Origin of the sequence: Pseudomonas sp. RIT-PI-o (assembly GCF_001297215.1) — a bacterium.
Taxonomy (GTDB): domain Bacteria; phylum Pseudomonadota; class Gammaproteobacteria; order Pseudomonadales; family Pseudomonadaceae; genus Aquipseudomonas; species Aquipseudomonas moraviensis_A.
In genome coordinates, this window is the sequence record NZ_LHPA01000020.1 from 103,857 (window position 1) to 118,909 (window position 15,053).

The following is a 15,053-nucleotide window of genomic DNA, read 5'->3' on the forward strand; positions in this document are numbered from 1 at the left end:
CGGGCGAAGGCGCGGTATTATGCCTGCTTTGTCCGGCGGCATGAAAAGTCTGCCCGTCGGAACGGCACGTTTAGAGGAATATAGATGTCACCCTGGCTGACGATCGTGGGAATTGGTGAGGACGGCTTCAAGGGCCTGGGCAAGAATGCCCGGCGTGCCCTGATGGGCGCTTCGCGGATCGTCGGCGGCCAGCGGCAACTGGATTTGCTGCCGCCGTGCATTGGCGGCGAGCGGCAGTCGTGGCCCAGCCCTTTTTCTCTCGCGCTGGTGCTTGAGTCCCGTGGCGAGCCCGTTTGCGTGCTGGCCAGCGGCGATCCGATGTTCTACGGCGTCGGTGCCAGTCTGGCGCGTCTGGTGCCGAGCGCCGAGATGTCGATCATTCCCGCGCCTTCGTCGTGCGCATTGGCGGCGGCGCGCTTGGGCTGGCCGCTGCAGGAGGTGACGGTTGTGTCGCTCGTGGCGCGGCCGCTGGCGGCGCTCAATGCGCACCTGTTCAGCGGCGTGCGTCTGTTGTTGCTGAGCAATGACGGCAGCAGCCCCGCCGCCGTCGCGCAACTGCTGCGCGAGCGCGGTTTCGGCGCCAGTCGCCTGAGTGTGCTGGAGCATTTGGGTGGCGAGGCCGAGCGGTGCATCGACCGCCGCGCCAGTGAATGGGACAACCCGCCCGTTGCCGATCTCAACCTCATCGCTATCGAGTGCCTGGCCGAGCCCGGTGTTGCCGGCCTGTCGCGGCTCGCCGGTTTGCCCGATTCGGCATTCCGCCACGACGGCCAGTTGACCAAGCGCGACGTGCGCGCCATCACCCTCGCCCGTCTGGCACCGACGCCCGGCGAACTGCTCTGGGATGTCGGCGCCGGCAGCGGCTCGATCGGTATCGAATGGATGCGCGCCCATCCGAGCTGTCGCGCCATCGCGGTTGAGGCCGACGCGGGCCGTCAGCAATTGATCGAACACAACCGCGATGCGCTGGGCGTGCCCGGCCTGCATCTGATTCGCGGCAAGGCACCGCAAGCGCTGCATGGCCTTGAACGTCCGGACGCTGTTTTCATCGGCGGCGGCGTCACCCGTGAAGGCGTGGTCGAAGCCTGCTGGGAACAACTCAAGCCCGGCGGCCGTCTGGTCGCCAACGCCGTGACGCTGCAAAGCGAAGTCGCCCTGATGCACTGGCGCGAACGTTACGGCGGCGAGCTGACGCGCATTCATGTCGCTCAGGCGCAGCCGCTCGGCGAGTTCGACACCTGGCGTCAGGCCTTGCCGATCACCCTGCTGGAATTGGTCAAACCCCTCGATGCGTGACGAAACCGCCGAACAACCCGCGCCCCTGCGCAGTGGCCTCACCACCGGCAGCTGCGCCACCGCGACCAGCCTCGCCGCGGCGCGCCTGTTGCTCACCGGCGTCGGCGCCGACGCAGTGCAGATCACCTTGCCCAAGGGCAAGCAGGTACAGATGCGTCTGGAGTTCTGCCGCCTGAGCGAGAACGGCGCCGAGGCCGGCACGATCAAAGACGCTGGCGACGACCCCGATGTGACCCACGGTGCTTTGCTGTATTCACGAGTGCGCTTGCTGGACGAAGCGGGGATCCGTTTCAATGCCGGCGCCGGGGTCGGCACGGTGACCCGCCCAGGACTGGTACTGGCTGTCGGCGAGCCGGCGATCAATCCGGTGCCGCGCAAAATGATCAGCGATCACCTGACCCTGCTCGCCGCCGAAACCGATTATCACGGCGGCTTCGAGGTTACGGTCAATGTCGAGGGCGGTGAGGCACTGGCGCTGAAAACCATGAATCCACGGCTGGGCATTCTTGGCGGCCTGTCGATCCTCGGCACCAGCGGCATCGTCCGGCCATTTTCCTGCGCTGCCTACATCGCCTCGATTCATCAAGGCATCGACGTGGCGAAAACCAACGGTTACCTGCACATCGCCGCCTGCACCGGCAACGCCAGCGAAGACACCATGCGCCGGGTCTACAACCTGCCGGAAATCGCCCTGATCGAAATGGGCGACTTCGTCGGCGCGGTGCTCAAGCATCTGCGCAAGGTACCGGTGGATAAACTCAGCCTGTGCGGCGGCTTCGGCAAGATCAGCAAACTGGCCGCCGGGCATATGGATCTGCACTCACGGCATTCGAGCATCGACTTGCCGCAACTGGCCGAGTGGGCGGCGGCGATTGGCGCGGACGCGGTGTTGCAGCAAGGCATTCGCGCGGCCAACACCAGCCAACAGGCCTTGGCCATGGCCAGTGCGGCGGGGATCGATTTGGGTGATGAAGTTTGTCGCCACGCGCTGAATTTCGCCCGCAGCGTGGTGCCTGCGCAGGTGCAGGTCGAGGTGTTTGCGATCGATCGCCAGGGCGGGATCGTCGGGCACGCCGGAGGTTTTGCATGAAACGGATCTTGCTGCTCGGTGGTGTGACTGAAGCGCTGGCGATTGCCCGCACGCTCGGGCCAGAACATATCTACAGCCTCGCCGGTGTTGGCCGGGTGCCGAGCGACTTGAGCTGCCAGGTTCGGGTCGGCGGTTATGGCGGCGCTGAGGGACTGACGCAGTTCATCGCTGATGAAAGTGTCGATCTGCTGCTAGACGCTACGCACCCGTACGCCGCACAAATCAGCGCTAACGCCGCCCGCGCGGCACAGCTCGCCGGCATTCCCTGCTGGGCCCTACGGCGCCCAGCATGGCAGCCGCAAGCAGGCGATGACTGGCGCGAGGTGAGTGACTGGCCCGAGCTGATCACAGCCCTAGAACCCTTCCACCGCCCGCTGTTCACCCTCGGCCGCGAACCACTGCAACACCTCGACGAAATCCCCGCCCACCAGTTCTGGACCCTGCGCGCCCTCGACGTTTACCCCGGCAATGAACGCTGCGAAGTGATCGGCGCCCGTGGGCCGTTTCTGCTTGAGGATGAGCAAGCGCTGTTCGAGCGCCGGCAGATCGACGTGCTGATCAGCAAGAACAGCGGAAGCACCGCGACCGAGCCGAAGCTGGAAGTGGCGCGTGAGCGTGGCGTGCCGGTGCTGCTGTTGAAGCGGCCGGGGTTGCCGGGGGTTGATCGGGAGTTTGCCTCGGTTGACGATATCCTCGCTGCCCTCTCCCTCTGAATCGGCACGTCCCGTCGTGGGAGCGAGCCTGCTCGCGAAGACGTCAGCACCGACAGCCCATTAGTGCCTGACAAATCGCTTTCGCGAGCAGGCTCGCTCCCGCAGGAACCGTGGATGTTGCTGATAGCTGTGCGCAGCCACAAAACCTGTGGGAGCGGGCTTGCCCGCGAAGACGTCAGGTCTGGCACTGCAAATCCAAGTGGCTACACTCTTTTCAACGGCGCACTGCGACACCAGACCGCAGGACGCTTTTTTACTTATCGGCCCTGATCAGGCTAAATGGGCCGCGCCTGATCGCCCACCCAACGGACCTGTCCCATGAACCGACGCCGGTTAGCATTTGCCTGGATCGCCTGCTTTGCAGTGCTGTTCAACATGCTCGCCATGCCGCTGAGCGGGGCGATGGCGCAGGCGGGCGGCGACCCCGCCGAGCAGATCCTCTGGAGCAGTTTCTGCACCGGCAGCGGCATGAAGATGGTGGCGATCGACATCGGCGCTACAGATCAAAAGGCCCCGCAAAACGATAGCCATTCGAACATGCAGCATTGCTGGTGCTGCTCAGGCTCGGCGCCACTGCTGGCGCTGCCGGGGCATTCGCCGCAGTTGTATTTCGCGCGATTCGAAAGTAACCGCAGCGTTGCGCCCGTCGCCCTGCAAGCCCCCGCTCCGCGCCAGCAATGGCCGAGTCTCAATCCCCGTGCATCCCCTCTGGTCTGATTTGTTCGCGCCATAAATCCGCGTTTCAAATCGTTCTGGAGAACTGCCATGTTGAAGAAACTCTTCGTCCTCGCTGCTCTGCTTTTGCCGGCGTGCTTCGCCCATGCCCACGAATACAAGGCCGGTGCGCTGGAAATCGCCCATCCGTGGTCACAGGAACTGCCGCCGAATGCGCCGACCGTTGCCGCCTATTTCATCATTCACAACACCGGCAAAAGCGCCGATCGCCTGCTCAGCGTCGACTCGAAGATTGCCGCCGAAGCACAACTGCACGAGCACGTGATGCAGGGCGACCTGATGAAGATGCAGCAGGTTCCAGGCGTGGATATTCCACCTGGCGGCACCGTGACGTTTGCGCCGATGGCTTACCACGTCATGCTGCTCAACCTGAGCGATCGCAGCCTGCTCAGCGATGGCAAGCGCTTCCCGATGACCCTGCATTTCGAGAAGGCCGGCGATGTCACGGTCGATGTCGCCGTGCAGAAGAAACCGCCGGAATCCACCCAGGCCCACGTGCACGCTCAGTAACCGACCCGGCTGACTTCGCCCATGCGTCCTTTGCGCGCCAGGCCCGCCCCGCACCACCGTCAGACTCAAGCGCTGACGCGTGGCAGCTGGATCGCCCTGTTCGCCATGTTGATGATCTTCATCGGCCCACTGATTTCTCAGTCGATGCCGATGGATCAGCACGCCTCGACATCGATGCCAATGAGCATGGACATGTCGATGGACATGCCCGGCATGGACCACCGCAGCCATGACGCCAAGCCCTCGGTAGAGCACTGCCCGCCGCAATCCTCGCATCACGTGCTGTGGGAAAAGTGCGGTTACTGCAGCCTGCTGTTCAATTGCCCGGCGCTGACCGGCGGTGGCGATTTCATCGCTTTCAACATCCCGCCACCCAATACCTTCACCCCCCCCTCCCCGCGTTTGGGCCACGCCCGCCAACCCTTCTTCCCCGGCGCCCGCACCCGCGCCCCGCCCGTCGCCACGTAAACACGCACCTCTGATTGCACACGGTTGAGAAGACAGTTTCAGGCTGTCGGCCGTGGTGTTTACGACTGTTCGATGGAAATTGTCATGTCCAGGTTTACTGCTGTTCTCTGCGCGGAATCCGCCCGCGCGCCTTTTACCCTGAACCGATCGCGGATGCGGTTCGGGCACGCCAGCGCCGTGCTCTGCGGCGTATTGCTGACACCGCTGGCCCAGGCCGATGAGCATGCCGGCCACCCGCAAGAACTGAGTCCGACGGTGATTACTGCCATCGCCCCCAGCTCACCACTGACGATCGTCACCGATCCCAAGGACCCGCGCCAACCGGTGCCGGCCAGTGACGGCGGTGACTATCTGAAGAGCATTCCCGGCTTCGCTCTGGTGCGCAATGGCGGCACCAACGGCGATCCGGTGCTGCGCGGGATGTTCGGCTCGCGGCTGAACATCCTCACCAATGGCAGCATGATGCTCGGCGCCTGCCCGGGCCGAATGGATGCGCCGACTTCGTACATCTCCCCGGAAACCTACGACAAACTCACGGTGATCAAAGGCCCGCAAACTGTGCTCTGGGGCCCCGGCGCGTCGGCTGGCACGGTGCTGTTCGAGCGCGAACCGGAGCGCTTCGGCGAACTCGGCACGCGAGTGAACGCCAGCGTGCTGGCCGGCTCCCACGGTCGTTTCGACAAGGTGATCGACGCTGCTGCCGGTGGTGCGTTGGGCTACATGCGGGTGATCGGTAACACCGCGCATTCCGACGATTACCGCGACGGCAACAACGACGTCGTCGCCTCGCGCTACGACAAATGGAACGGTGATATCGCGCTGGGCTGGACGCCGGATGCCGACACCCTGATCGAGCTCACCGCCGGCAAGGGCGATGGTGAGGCGCGGTATGCCGGGCGTGGCATGGACGGCTCGCAGTTCCTGCGCGAAAGCCTTGGCCTGCGCTTTGAGAAATCCGATATCACCGATGTGCTGGAAAAACTCGAGGCGCAGGTCTACTACAACTACGCCGACCATGTAATGGACAACTACACCCTGCGCACACCGTCCGGCACCGGGATGATGGCCGGCCCCATGGCGTCCAACGTCGACCGGCGCACCCTCGGCGCGCGGATCAAGGCGACCTGGCGTTGGGCGGATATTCAGCTGATCACCGGGCTGGATGCGCAGACCAATGAGCACCGCGAGCGCAGTGCGATGGGCGTCGATACCTACAAGGATCTGCCGTACAGCAAGGACGCAGACTTCCACAATTACGGCGTGTTCAGCGAAATGACCTGGTACGCCGCCGAGCGTGATCGCCTGATCAGTGGCGCGCGGGTCGATCGCGCTTCGGCCAGGGATTATCGCCAGACCACCGGGTCGGGGATGATGTCGCGGCCCAACCCGACCGCTGACGACACCCGCGCCGATACGCTGCCCAGCGGCTTCGTGCGCTATGAGCACGACTTGGCTGACAGCCCGACCACGCTTTACGCAGGCCTCGGCCACGCGCAACGCTTCCCGGATTACTGGGAACTGTTTTCGCCAGACGCCGGCCCGGCGGGTTCGGTCAATGCCTTCGATTCGATCAAACCGGAAAAAACCACCCAGCTGGATTTCGGCGTCAATTACAAAGGCGCCGACCTCGAAGCCTGGGCCTCGGGTTACATCGGTGTGGTCCGCGATTACATCCTTTTCGACTACACGCCGGGAATGATGGGTATGAGCACTTCGCGGGCCGAGAACATCGACGCGCGGATCATGGGCGGTGAACTCGGCGCCGCCTACAACCTCAGCGAACACTGGAAGGCCGACGCAACGCTGGCCTACGCCTGGGGCAAGAACAGCAGCGACGGCTCGGCGCTCCCGCAAATGCCACCGCTGGACGCGCGTTTCGGCCTGACCTACAGCGAAGACAACTGGAGTGCCGGGGCGCTGTGGCGGGTGGTCGCCGCGCAGCACCGCATCGACGCAAACAAGGGCAACGTAGTCGGCAAGGACTACGACCAGAGCTCGGGCTTCGGTGTGTTCTCGCTCAACGGCGCGTACCGCATCAACAAGCACTGGAAGGTCAGCAGCGGCGTCGACAACCTGTTCGGCAAGGCTTATGCCGAGCACTTGAACCTGGCCGGCAACGCCGGGTTCGGCTACCCGGCCAATGACCCGCAGGCAATTAATGAACCGGGGCGAACGCTCTGGACCAAAGTGGATATGAGTTTCTGACACGCCACGAGAAATTCCTGGTGTGAACACTGCCCTGTGGCGAGGGAGCTCGCTCCCGCTGTGGCGCGTAGCGGCCCTCTCTTGATTTGCAGAGCCAGGGCCTGCTTCGCAGGCCAGCGGGAGCAAACTCCCTCGCCACGAACAGGCAGTTCAGACAAATAACGAAAAGAACCAAGCCCAGCGGAGCACACGTGATGCAAAAGCCTCAACCCAATTTCTACAACCTGGCCTGGCGCTGGCATTTCTATGCCGGCCTGTTCGTCGCGCCCTTCATGGTGATGCTGGCCCTGACCGGGATCATCTACCTGTTCAAACCGCAGCTCGACGCGCTGATGTACAGCAGCCTGCTCGAAGTGCCGGCCGGGCACCACACGGTCCCGGCCGATGACTTGCTGCAACGGGTGAAAAACGCTTATCCGCAAGGCCAGGTCACCCAGTACCTGCCGCCGGTGAATGCCGAACGCAGCGCGCAATTCGTGGTGAAAAATGCCGGGCACGAACTCAACGTGTTCGTCGATCCGTATCACGGCGACATCCTCGGCGAGCAGGACGCCAAGCAGAATCTGCAAGCCATCGCCCGGGCGATCCATGGCGAATTGATGATCGGCACCGTCGGTGATCGGCTGATCGAAATGGCCGCTGGCTGGGGCGTGGTGCTGGTGGTGTCGGGCCTGTTTCTGTGGTGGCCGCGTGGTCAGGCGGCGGGCATTCTGTGGCCGCGCCTGAGCAGCCGCGGTCGGGTGTTGTGGCGTGATCTGCATGCGGTCAGCGGTTTCTGGGGCGCGACGTTGCTGCTGGTGATGCTGCTCAGCGGTATGACCTGGACCGGTTTCTGGGGCAAGCAGTACGCGCAGGTGTGGAACGTGTTTCCGGCCGCGATGTGGAACAACGTGCCAACCTCCGACATCGAGGCGCGCAGCCTCAACAGCGCCACTCGCCAGACCGTGCCATGGGCGATGGAAAACACGCCGATGCCCATGTCCGGCGACCACGCCGAACACATGAACCACGGCAACGCCCACGCCGGCCCCGCGGCTCCCGCGATCAGTCTGCAGGAGGTGCAGAACATCGCCAGCGAGCGCAAGGTCGAACCCGGCTATAGCATCACCCTGCCAACCACCGCCACCGGCGTGTTCACCATCGCCGTGTTCGCCGACGACCCGCGCAACGATGCCACCCTGCACGTCGATCAGTACACCGGCAAGGTCCTCGCCGATGTGCGCTTCGAGCACTACGGCACGGTTGCTCGCGCGACCGAAATCGGCGTGATGCTCCACGAAGGCAAGATGTTCGGCACCTTCAATCAGATCGTCGTGCTGCTGATCTGCCTGATGATCCTGCTCAGCGCCGTCAGCGGTGTGGTGATCTGGTGGAAGCGTCGCCCCGAAGGCAAGTTCGGCGTACCGCCGCTGCGTCATGACCTGCCGAAGTGGAAAACCGGCGTGGCGATCATGCTGGTGCTGGCGGTGGTGTTTCCGCTGGTAGGCGCCTCGCTGGTGGTGGTGTGGTTGCTGGATCGTTTCCTGCTGCCGCGTTTGAGCCAGCGCACCGCCGGCCAGCCCCAGTGATCTCGCGGCGCGGGCTCAATGGCCCGCGCCCGACATGGCGTTCGATTTACAGCTCATCTCTGATCCGCACGGTGCCTCGAGCCGAGGGCTGTTGGCGACGGGTGCGCCAACCGCTGCCCAGGCGCCCGGTATGGCGCCAGTACTGGCCTGCCACCAACACCTGGAGCTCGCCCAGTTGCATGAGCCGCGAGACAAATTGCCCAGGCGTCAGGTGGCTGATCCATTGCCCGTTTTCATAAACGATTGACCGGGTCAGCAACAGATCCTGTTCGGCGTCCGAGTACACAGGCGTGTATTTGAGCAACTCATGGCCGGGCGTCGAGTAGTAATAGGCACGGATATCGAAACCCTGGTTTTTCAGTTCATGGGTGTGTGCGTGCACCTGCGCGGGATCGGCGAAATTATTGCGAATCTGTTCGCTGTCGACGACCAACAGGGTGTTGCCCGACAGGCTGAATTGGTGGCTGGCCACCACGACGTATCCGTGAGGGAAGCGTGGCACCGGCCGACGCCAGTCGGTCGCCGGGTCTGCGCTGGTACGGTAGAGCCGCAGACGCAGGTTTTCCTCATTGCCGAACCAGGCAATCGGCTCCAGCGGCACAAAGCGCTGCCGCGTCTTTTCCGCAAGAATCGCCCCCTCATAACCGGTCCGGCTGAGCGTTTCCCTGTCAGTCCGATGCTGGGCATAGCGAGCGGCATCGTCGGGATGCTGAAAAATCGGCCCCAGTGCCGGAACCGGATGGTGTTGCCAGCGAAGCATGCGCGACGTATCGGCGAGACTTGGCTGCCAGCTTTCATCCACCCGCCCATGACGCGACCAGCAAGCACTGGTTTCAATCACATCAAGCTCACCGGCACGGGCCATGCGCCTGATGTAATCGACCATGCTGAACGTCCCCTTGGCGATGTCGCGCTCATCGTCTGCGGCCTGCTCCATCGAGACAAAGGCGTTGGGGCGCAACTGGATCTGCCCGAAGCCGTCGTAAAACGTGCCAGGCTCGAACGCGTGCAGTTGCAGCCTCAACATTGCACCGTCGACGCAGGAGAAGTAGATCGGCCGATAGCCCTGCGGCGTAGAGGCCCGTCTACAGGCCTGCTGGACATCGCCGGGCGAAAGCAGCACATGCCGGATATCCCCGGACTGCGCGGCCAATGGCGGCAGAGCGGCACGCAAGTAGATGGAATCGAGCAGATAGCCTGAAGGCAGTCGCCCTTGCTCGAACACCCGGTCCAGCGCCAGCGCCGAGCGTTGCGTCGTCAGCGGCAGACTGGCAAGAAACAGACCCTCGGCCGAGCGCAGAACGACACCAAATGTCTGCGCATCCCGGCTCACCGCCAGCTCATGCACGTATCGGGCGGCTGCCTCCGCCTGAAGGAACAACGGGCTGCACACCGACTCAGTGACGGCTTTGCTGTAATCCGACCCGGTCTGCAGATCGGTCGAGAACGGCACCCAGCGCGATACTTGCCGAGGCAGGCCCCACAGGTCACTGCCGGTGACAACTTGCAAATAGCCTGTTCTGGCCAGCGAGTCGATCCAGGCAATCGGTTTCAATGCGCCGCTGTAGAGGCGCTGCTTGATGACCTCGCCGTTCAACGAGTCGGGCAGCGTATTGTTTGCGGTCAGCGCAATCGACAGATCGGCGCGCAAGCGCTCCCACAGTCCCGGCTGATAGCGAATCGTCGCTCCGTCCGGCGCGAACAGGTATTCATCGTGCACCGGCTTGCGCGTAAAAGCCGAATACAACGTATCGACCGAGAGCATGTTCAGATAAATCCGTTTTTCCATGGACGAGAAGGCGACCGACAGTTCCCGTGCAACTCTGGAACGGTAACGCGCAACGATCCGACAGCCTTCCGGAAACAGTCCGGCGGAGCGGCTTTCATCGGCGATGATCTGCGTGCTGTCGAAATTTTCCCGGGTGACTTCCACTGGCGTCGTGGCGACGTACAGGCCGTCGAGCCTTTCCAGAATCAGCCCCCCCCAGATTTTTTCCGTAACCTCCGGCACAAGCGATCGGGCGTGAACTGCCGCATCATCGGCACTGCGAAAAACCGGGCCGAGGGCGCGCCGCTCAAGATTTGCAAAGGGCTGCCAGGTTTTCCTGACGATGCCCGGACGGTCCCAGCACAGGCTGGTTCGCAGCACGCTCAGTTGGCCACTCTCGGCCACGACATGGACCAGATCCGACGGTAGCAACCGTTGCGCAGCAAGATCGTCCTTGAGCGATTCGAGCGTCTGTTGCGAGCTCTCGTCATGGAACAACTTGCCGGAACTGCTGCGCACATATTTCAGCAGGGCATCGTCGCCTGTCGCGATGAACAGTGTCTTGTGCAGGCCAGAGGTGATGACCGGGCGCCGGGGCGACAAGTACATCGCCACGGCGAGGGTATCGGGTGAAACAAAAAAATGCCCAAGCCAGTCCGCAGGATCACGCGAAGGATCCTCGACACGCCGGTGCGAATAAAAACCGGCATGCAGATCGAAGCCATCCGGGTATTCATGCCAGGGGGGTGTTGTTCGGGAGCCAAACACCGATGCCAGGCGAAACAGGTTGTCGCCTGCGTCATTCACGGGAAACAGTTCGGTGCCGATGTACTCTTCCCGATCGTTGTGCTTGAGGATAAAACCGAACCACGCTCGGTTTTCGGTGTGCAAGCGCCGGTCAGCAGCGCACTGACTCACGGCCACATCGTCCGCCGAAGCGAAAACCGCACCGAAGAGCACCCTCTCAGGGCGTTTCCATGGCATCACCGTAGCGGCGGGCAGAGGGGGTGCCGGCGACGGATACGGCGGCAAAGAAGGTTGCGGCAATGACGGCGCCGGCAGCGTGGTCTGCGGCCTCTCGGGCTCGGCGGGGACAGCCGGGAAAGCCACCGGCAGGTAACCGTCGGGCTTGATCTGACCGCGATAGCCCCACAGGGGATGGTCGATCAGATTGACCAATTGTCCCGCCTGCGCCTGTTCGCGGACAAAATCCTGCGGCCGCTTGCTGCCTCTTTCCAGCTCATTGGCCAACCAGCCCGGCTGCTGGCGAGTGCCGAGGCGTTTGGCCAGGTCGTTGGCCTGCGCGGTTGCCGAGGGCTCGAATCTGATCAGGCTATTGCCGGCACCGGAACAGTACACAATCGCGCCATCGAGCAAGGTCTGGCGCATTTCATCGACACTCAGCATCTGCTGACTCAGCACCGCTTCTTCCCATGTCCAGCGCAAATAGCGGACATGCACCGGATCAAGTTGCGACAGCGCCACGTGACAGACATAACGCGCATATAACCGGTGGTCGTCCGGAAATACCGGGCGCCCCTGATTGTCCTGCGGATAGAGCCGCCCCTGGCTCAGCGTATCGATGTCCGCCGGCAACGGCTCGGTCACGACAAAGCGTTGATCGCTGCGCTGGAAAACAAAACCGCCGTGCTGCCGATCGCGACGGCTGCCGAGCTGTTCATGGGCATGCAGTGCGGCATCGTCAGCGCGCAGGAAATCCCGACTCAGCACCGGCCAGGGGAAGTTGGCGAACGGCAGCCACTGCAGACTCACTGGGCCCAGGTTCGCCCAGAGCGCGCTGCCCCGCACCACCTCCAGCCTGCCGGCCAATACCAGCATCGAGACGAACTCACGCGGGCTCAGCGTGCCGGCCAGCAACCTGGCCTGCACGCCGTTATCGCTGACCGTGGCGTCGGCGTTCACGACGCTCAATGCCGCCTCGATCGGCTGGTCGCTGAAGCAGTACCTCAACATCGAATGATCCTGCGCGCGCATGTACAGCGACAGCGCCCCCCCAACCTTTGCCAGGTGTTTGCTGCGACCGAACGCTTCGATGCCGATGGCGATTTCCTGCGGGGTGAAAAAGTTCTCGTATAGCCACGGTTGCGCGGCTGGAAACTGCGCAGGGTCGGGACGTGATGCGAAGTAAAAACCCTCCAGCAGATAGCCCCGCGGCAGTTGCAATTGCCCTTGGGCGTCAGCGGGAAAGATCTGCTCGGGATCCCACGCAGCGAGCCCGGCCGGGCGTGCATGGGTCGCGACATATTCTTCACCGGTAAATTTTTTCAGCAGCAGCCCGGCGGTTTGCGCGCCGGTGGATTTCAATGCGGCGAGCACTGCGCGCTCGGCGTTGACACAGACCCGGGTCATCAGCGGTGGCTCGCTCGGGGTACCCGTGGAAAACCCCTGACCCGGTTGCCAGTCCAGCGGCACCACGCCCACTGAATCGCCCCAGTCGGCATTGGAAACGATGACCTTCAGTTCACCGACCGAGGCAAGCCGGATGATGGTATCGATGATGTTGATCGCCCATGATTTCTGCCCAGAGCGTGATTGCTCGCCATATGACCGATAACTGTCGAGCTCCGCTTGTGAACCACTGGGCGAATATTTCAGCAAGGTCCCATCGGGGCCGGAAATATAGGTACCGGGAAACTCGGCGCGCAGATCGATGGCCGTCTTGAAATCCTTGAGCGAGAAAAAGTTGACGAAGAGTCGCCGACGCCTTTCGTCCAGTTCCGGCCAGGCGGCACTGACAACCTCGTAGAGAGCCACATGGCTGTGAAGATGGGCAACGAACCGGTACCCCGAGGGCGCTTGCCAATATCCGGAGATACCCAGATCGAGCACAGTGCTGAGATCGAAAGAAGTGGCATCCCCGGGCGTGGGTGCAGTGGCCACGAACCTGCCGTCCGGGCGCAGCAGAATCACGCTGCCATATTCCCGGTCCGGTTTACGCGGCAGACGTGTGTGGACCCAATAAGCCGCGTCCTCCTCAGACAGGAACGCCGGACTCAGCGGCGGCAGCCTGGATTTTCCATTGTGGGTGGCAGCAAGACCGGGCCGGCCTGGGACGTCATTCATGATAAAAATCCTGCGAAAAGAAATCGGGATATCGATCGAATGAGTGTCGGCCGTCGGTTCGCCCGTGCTGTGGTACATGTTTATCGTTTCTGTATCTGCATTCGAGCGTCGCGCGCGCCCCAATCTGGCGCACCCCTGCGCACCACCGCCCGCAACCCGTCCCCTCGTGGTGCACGCCTTCAGCGCGCAAGCGCTCTAGCACGACATTTTCCTGCCTGATCCCGACCGGGCACAGCCCTTGCAAAACACCCTTCAGTCGTCCGCATCTGCCAATCAAAAAAAATCGAATGTTCATGGAGATCGCACAATGAAGCGTCGCAGTTTGATCAAGGCTTTCACACTCACGGCATCCATTGCCGCGATGGGCATGACCTGGACCGTCCAGGCCGCCGAGACCATCAAGGTCGGGATTCTGCATTCGTTGTCCGGGACCATGGCGATCTCCGAAACGTCGCTCAAGGACATGGCGCTGATGACCATCGACGAGATCAACGCCAAGGGCGGTGTGAACGGCAAGATGCTCGAGCCGGTGGTGGTCGACCCTGCTTCCAACTGGCCGCTGTTCGCCGAAAAAGGCCGGCAGTTGCTGACCCAGGACAAAGTCGCGGTGGTGTTCGGATGCTGGACGTCGGTGTCGCGTAAATCGGTATTGCCGGTGTTTGAAGAGCTCAACGGCCTGCTGTTCTACCCGGTGCAATACGAGGGTGAAGAGATGTCGCCGAACGTGTTCTACACCGGCGCCGCGCCGAACCAGCAAGCGATCCCGGCGGTGGAATACCTGATGAGCGAAGAAGGCGGCAGCGCCAAGCGCTACTTCCTGCTCGGCACCGACTACGTCTATCCGCGCACCACCAACAAGATCCTGCGCTCGTTCCTGCACTCCAAAGGCGTGGCCGACAAGGACATCGAAGAGGTCTACACGCCGTTCGGTCACAGCGATTACCAGACCATCGTCGCCAACATCAAAAAATTCTCGGCCGGGGGCAAGACTGCCGTCATCTCCACCGTCAACGGCGACTCCAACGTGCCGTTCTATAAAGAGCTGGCCAACCAGGGCCTGAAGGCTACCGATGTGCCGGTGGTAGCGTTCTCGGTAGGTGAGGAAGAGCTGCGCGGCATCGACACCAAACCGCTGGTGGGCAACCTTGCGGCGTGGAACTACTTCGAATCCGTGGAGAACCCACAGAACCAGAAATTCGTCGCGGACTGGAAAGCCTATGCGAAGAAACACAACCTGCCGGGCGCCGACAAAGCGGTGACCAACGACCCGATGGAAGCCACCTACGTCGGCATCCACATGTGGGCGCAGGCGGTCGAGAAAGCCAAGTCCACCGACGTCGACAAGGTTCGCGAAGCGCTGGCCGGGCAGACCTTCGCCGCGCCATCGGGCTACACCCTGACCATGGACAAGACCAACCACCACCTGCACAAACCGGTGATGATCGGCGAGATCCAGAGCGACGGTCAGTTCAACGTCGTGTGGCAGACCGAAGGCCCGATCCGCGCGCAACCGTGGAGCCCGTTCATTCAGGGCAACGACAAGAAGCCGGATTATGCGGTGAAGAGCAACTGAGTCACCGGATGTCAGTCTCGCGCCTGGCGTGAGGCTGATGCAA

10 protein-coding genes are annotated in these 15,053 nt (G+C 62.7%); 9 read left to right on the top strand and 1 reads right to left on the bottom strand.

The genetic code is table 11. From position 1 onward, the window contains the following. Positions 1 to 84 precede the first annotated feature (84 nt). From AEQ63_RS09270 to AEQ63_RS09305, 8 genes are all read left to right on the top strand, one after another. Positions 85 to 1,296 carry a bifunctional cobalt-precorrin-7 (C(5))-methyltransferase/cobalt-precorrin-6B (C(15))-methyltransferase gene (locus AEQ63_RS09270; RefSeq protein ID WP_064363005.1) on the top strand — a complete coding sequence of 404 codons (1,212 nt, stop codon included), beginning with the start codon at positions 85 to 87 and terminating at the stop codon, positions 1,294 to 1,296. Continuing rightward, entirely contained in the window at positions 1,289 to 2,386 is a 1,098-nt protein-coding gene (locus AEQ63_RS09275) for a cobalt-precorrin-5B (C(1))-methyltransferase (protein ID WP_064363008.1), read from the top strand. Before AEQ63_RS09270 ends, AEQ63_RS09275 begins: the two co-directional genes overlap by 8 nt. Further along, entirely contained in the window at positions 2,383 to 3,099 is a 717-nt protein-coding gene (locus tag AEQ63_RS09280; protein WP_064363010.1) for a cobalt-precorrin-6A reductase, read from the top strand. Before AEQ63_RS09275 ends, AEQ63_RS09280 begins: the two co-directional genes overlap by 4 nt. 318 nt (positions 3,100 to 3,417) lie before the next feature. Beyond that, positions 3,418 to 3,816, top strand: a complete 399-nt coding sequence (locus AEQ63_RS09285; protein ID WP_064363012.1) for a DUF2946 domain-containing protein — start codon at positions 3,418 to 3,420, stop codon at positions 3,814 to 3,816. A gap of 48 nt (positions 3,817 to 3,864) precedes the next feature. Continuing rightward, positions 3,865 to 4,344, top strand: coding sequence for a copper chaperone PCu(A)C (locus AEQ63_RS09290; protein WP_064363013.1), 480 nt, complete (start codon positions 3,865 to 3,867; stop codon positions 4,342 to 4,344). Positions 4,345 to 4,365: 21 nt separating this feature from the next. Continuing rightward, positions 4,366 to 4,812, top strand: a complete 447-nt coding sequence (locus tag AEQ63_RS09295) for a DUF2946 domain-containing protein (protein WP_064363014.1) — start codon at positions 4,366 to 4,368, stop codon at positions 4,810 to 4,812. An 84-nt stretch (positions 4,813 to 4,896) separates the two neighbouring features. Further along, positions 4,897 to 7,017, top strand: coding sequence for a TonB-dependent copper receptor (locus tag AEQ63_RS09300; protein WP_064363016.1), 2,121 nt, complete (start codon positions 4,897 to 4,899; stop codon positions 7,015 to 7,017). Between the two features lie 194 nt (positions 7,018 to 7,211). Next, complete coding sequence (locus AEQ63_RS09305) at positions 7,212 to 8,585, top strand: PepSY-associated TM helix domain-containing protein (RefSeq protein ID WP_064363018.1); 1,374 nt, start codon at positions 7,212 to 7,214, stop codon at positions 8,583 to 8,585. A gap of 46 nt (positions 8,586 to 8,631) precedes the next feature. Here AEQ63_RS09305 and AEQ63_RS09310 read toward each other — a convergent pair whose 3' ends face one another. Beyond that, entirely contained in the window at positions 8,632 to 13,437 is a 4,806-nt protein-coding gene (locus AEQ63_RS09310; RefSeq protein WP_161806072.1) for a DUF4329 domain-containing protein, read from the bottom strand. 307 nt (positions 13,438 to 13,744) lie between these two features. Here AEQ63_RS09310 and urtA point away from each other — a divergent pair, with 307 nt between their 5' ends. Continuing rightward, a complete protein-coding gene (urtA, locus tag AEQ63_RS09315) occupies positions 13,745 to 15,010 on the top strand; it encodes an urea ABC transporter substrate-binding protein (RefSeq protein ID WP_064363020.1) in 1,266 nt (421 codons plus the stop codon). Positions 15,011 to 15,053: the final 43 nt, after the last annotated feature.

Excerpts from the sequence above, each read along its gene's own strand:
- AEQ63_RS09275 (WP_064363008.1), top strand. The coding sequence starts at position 1,289 with ATGCGTGACGAAACCGCCGAACAACCCGCGCCCCTGCGCAGTGGCCTC.
- AEQ63_RS09290 (WP_064363013.1), top strand. The coding sequence starts at position 3,865 with ATGTTGAAGAAACTCTTCGTCCTCGCTGCTCTGCTTTTGCCGGCGTGC.
- AEQ63_RS09285 (WP_064363012.1), top strand. The coding sequence starts at position 3,418 with ATGAACCGACGCCGGTTAGCATTTGCCTGGATCGCCTGCTTTGCAGTG.
- AEQ63_RS09305 (WP_064363018.1), top strand. The coding sequence starts at position 7,212 with ATGCAAAAGCCTCAACCCAATTTCTACAACCTGGCCTGGCGCTGGCAT.
- AEQ63_RS09280 (WP_064363010.1), top strand. The coding sequence starts at position 2,383 with ATGAAACGGATCTTGCTGCTCGGTGGTGTGACTGAAGCGCTGGCGATT.
- urtA (WP_064363020.1), top strand. The coding sequence starts at position 13,745 with ATGAAGCGTCGCAGTTTGATCAAGGCTTTCACACTCACGGCATCCATT.
- AEQ63_RS09310 (WP_161806072.1), bottom strand. The coding sequence starts at position 13,437 with ATGAATGACGTCCCAGGCCGGCCCGGTCTTGCTGCCACCCACAATGGA.
- AEQ63_RS09270 (WP_064363005.1), top strand. The coding sequence starts at position 85 with ATGTCACCCTGGCTGACGATCGTGGGAATTGGTGAGGACGGCTTCAAG.
- AEQ63_RS09300 (WP_064363016.1), top strand. The coding sequence starts at position 4,897 with ATGTCCAGGTTTACTGCTGTTCTCTGCGCGGAATCCGCCCGCGCGCCT.
- AEQ63_RS09295 (WP_064363014.1), top strand. The coding sequence starts at position 4,366 with ATGCGTCCTTTGCGCGCCAGGCCCGCCCCGCACCACCGTCAGACTCAA.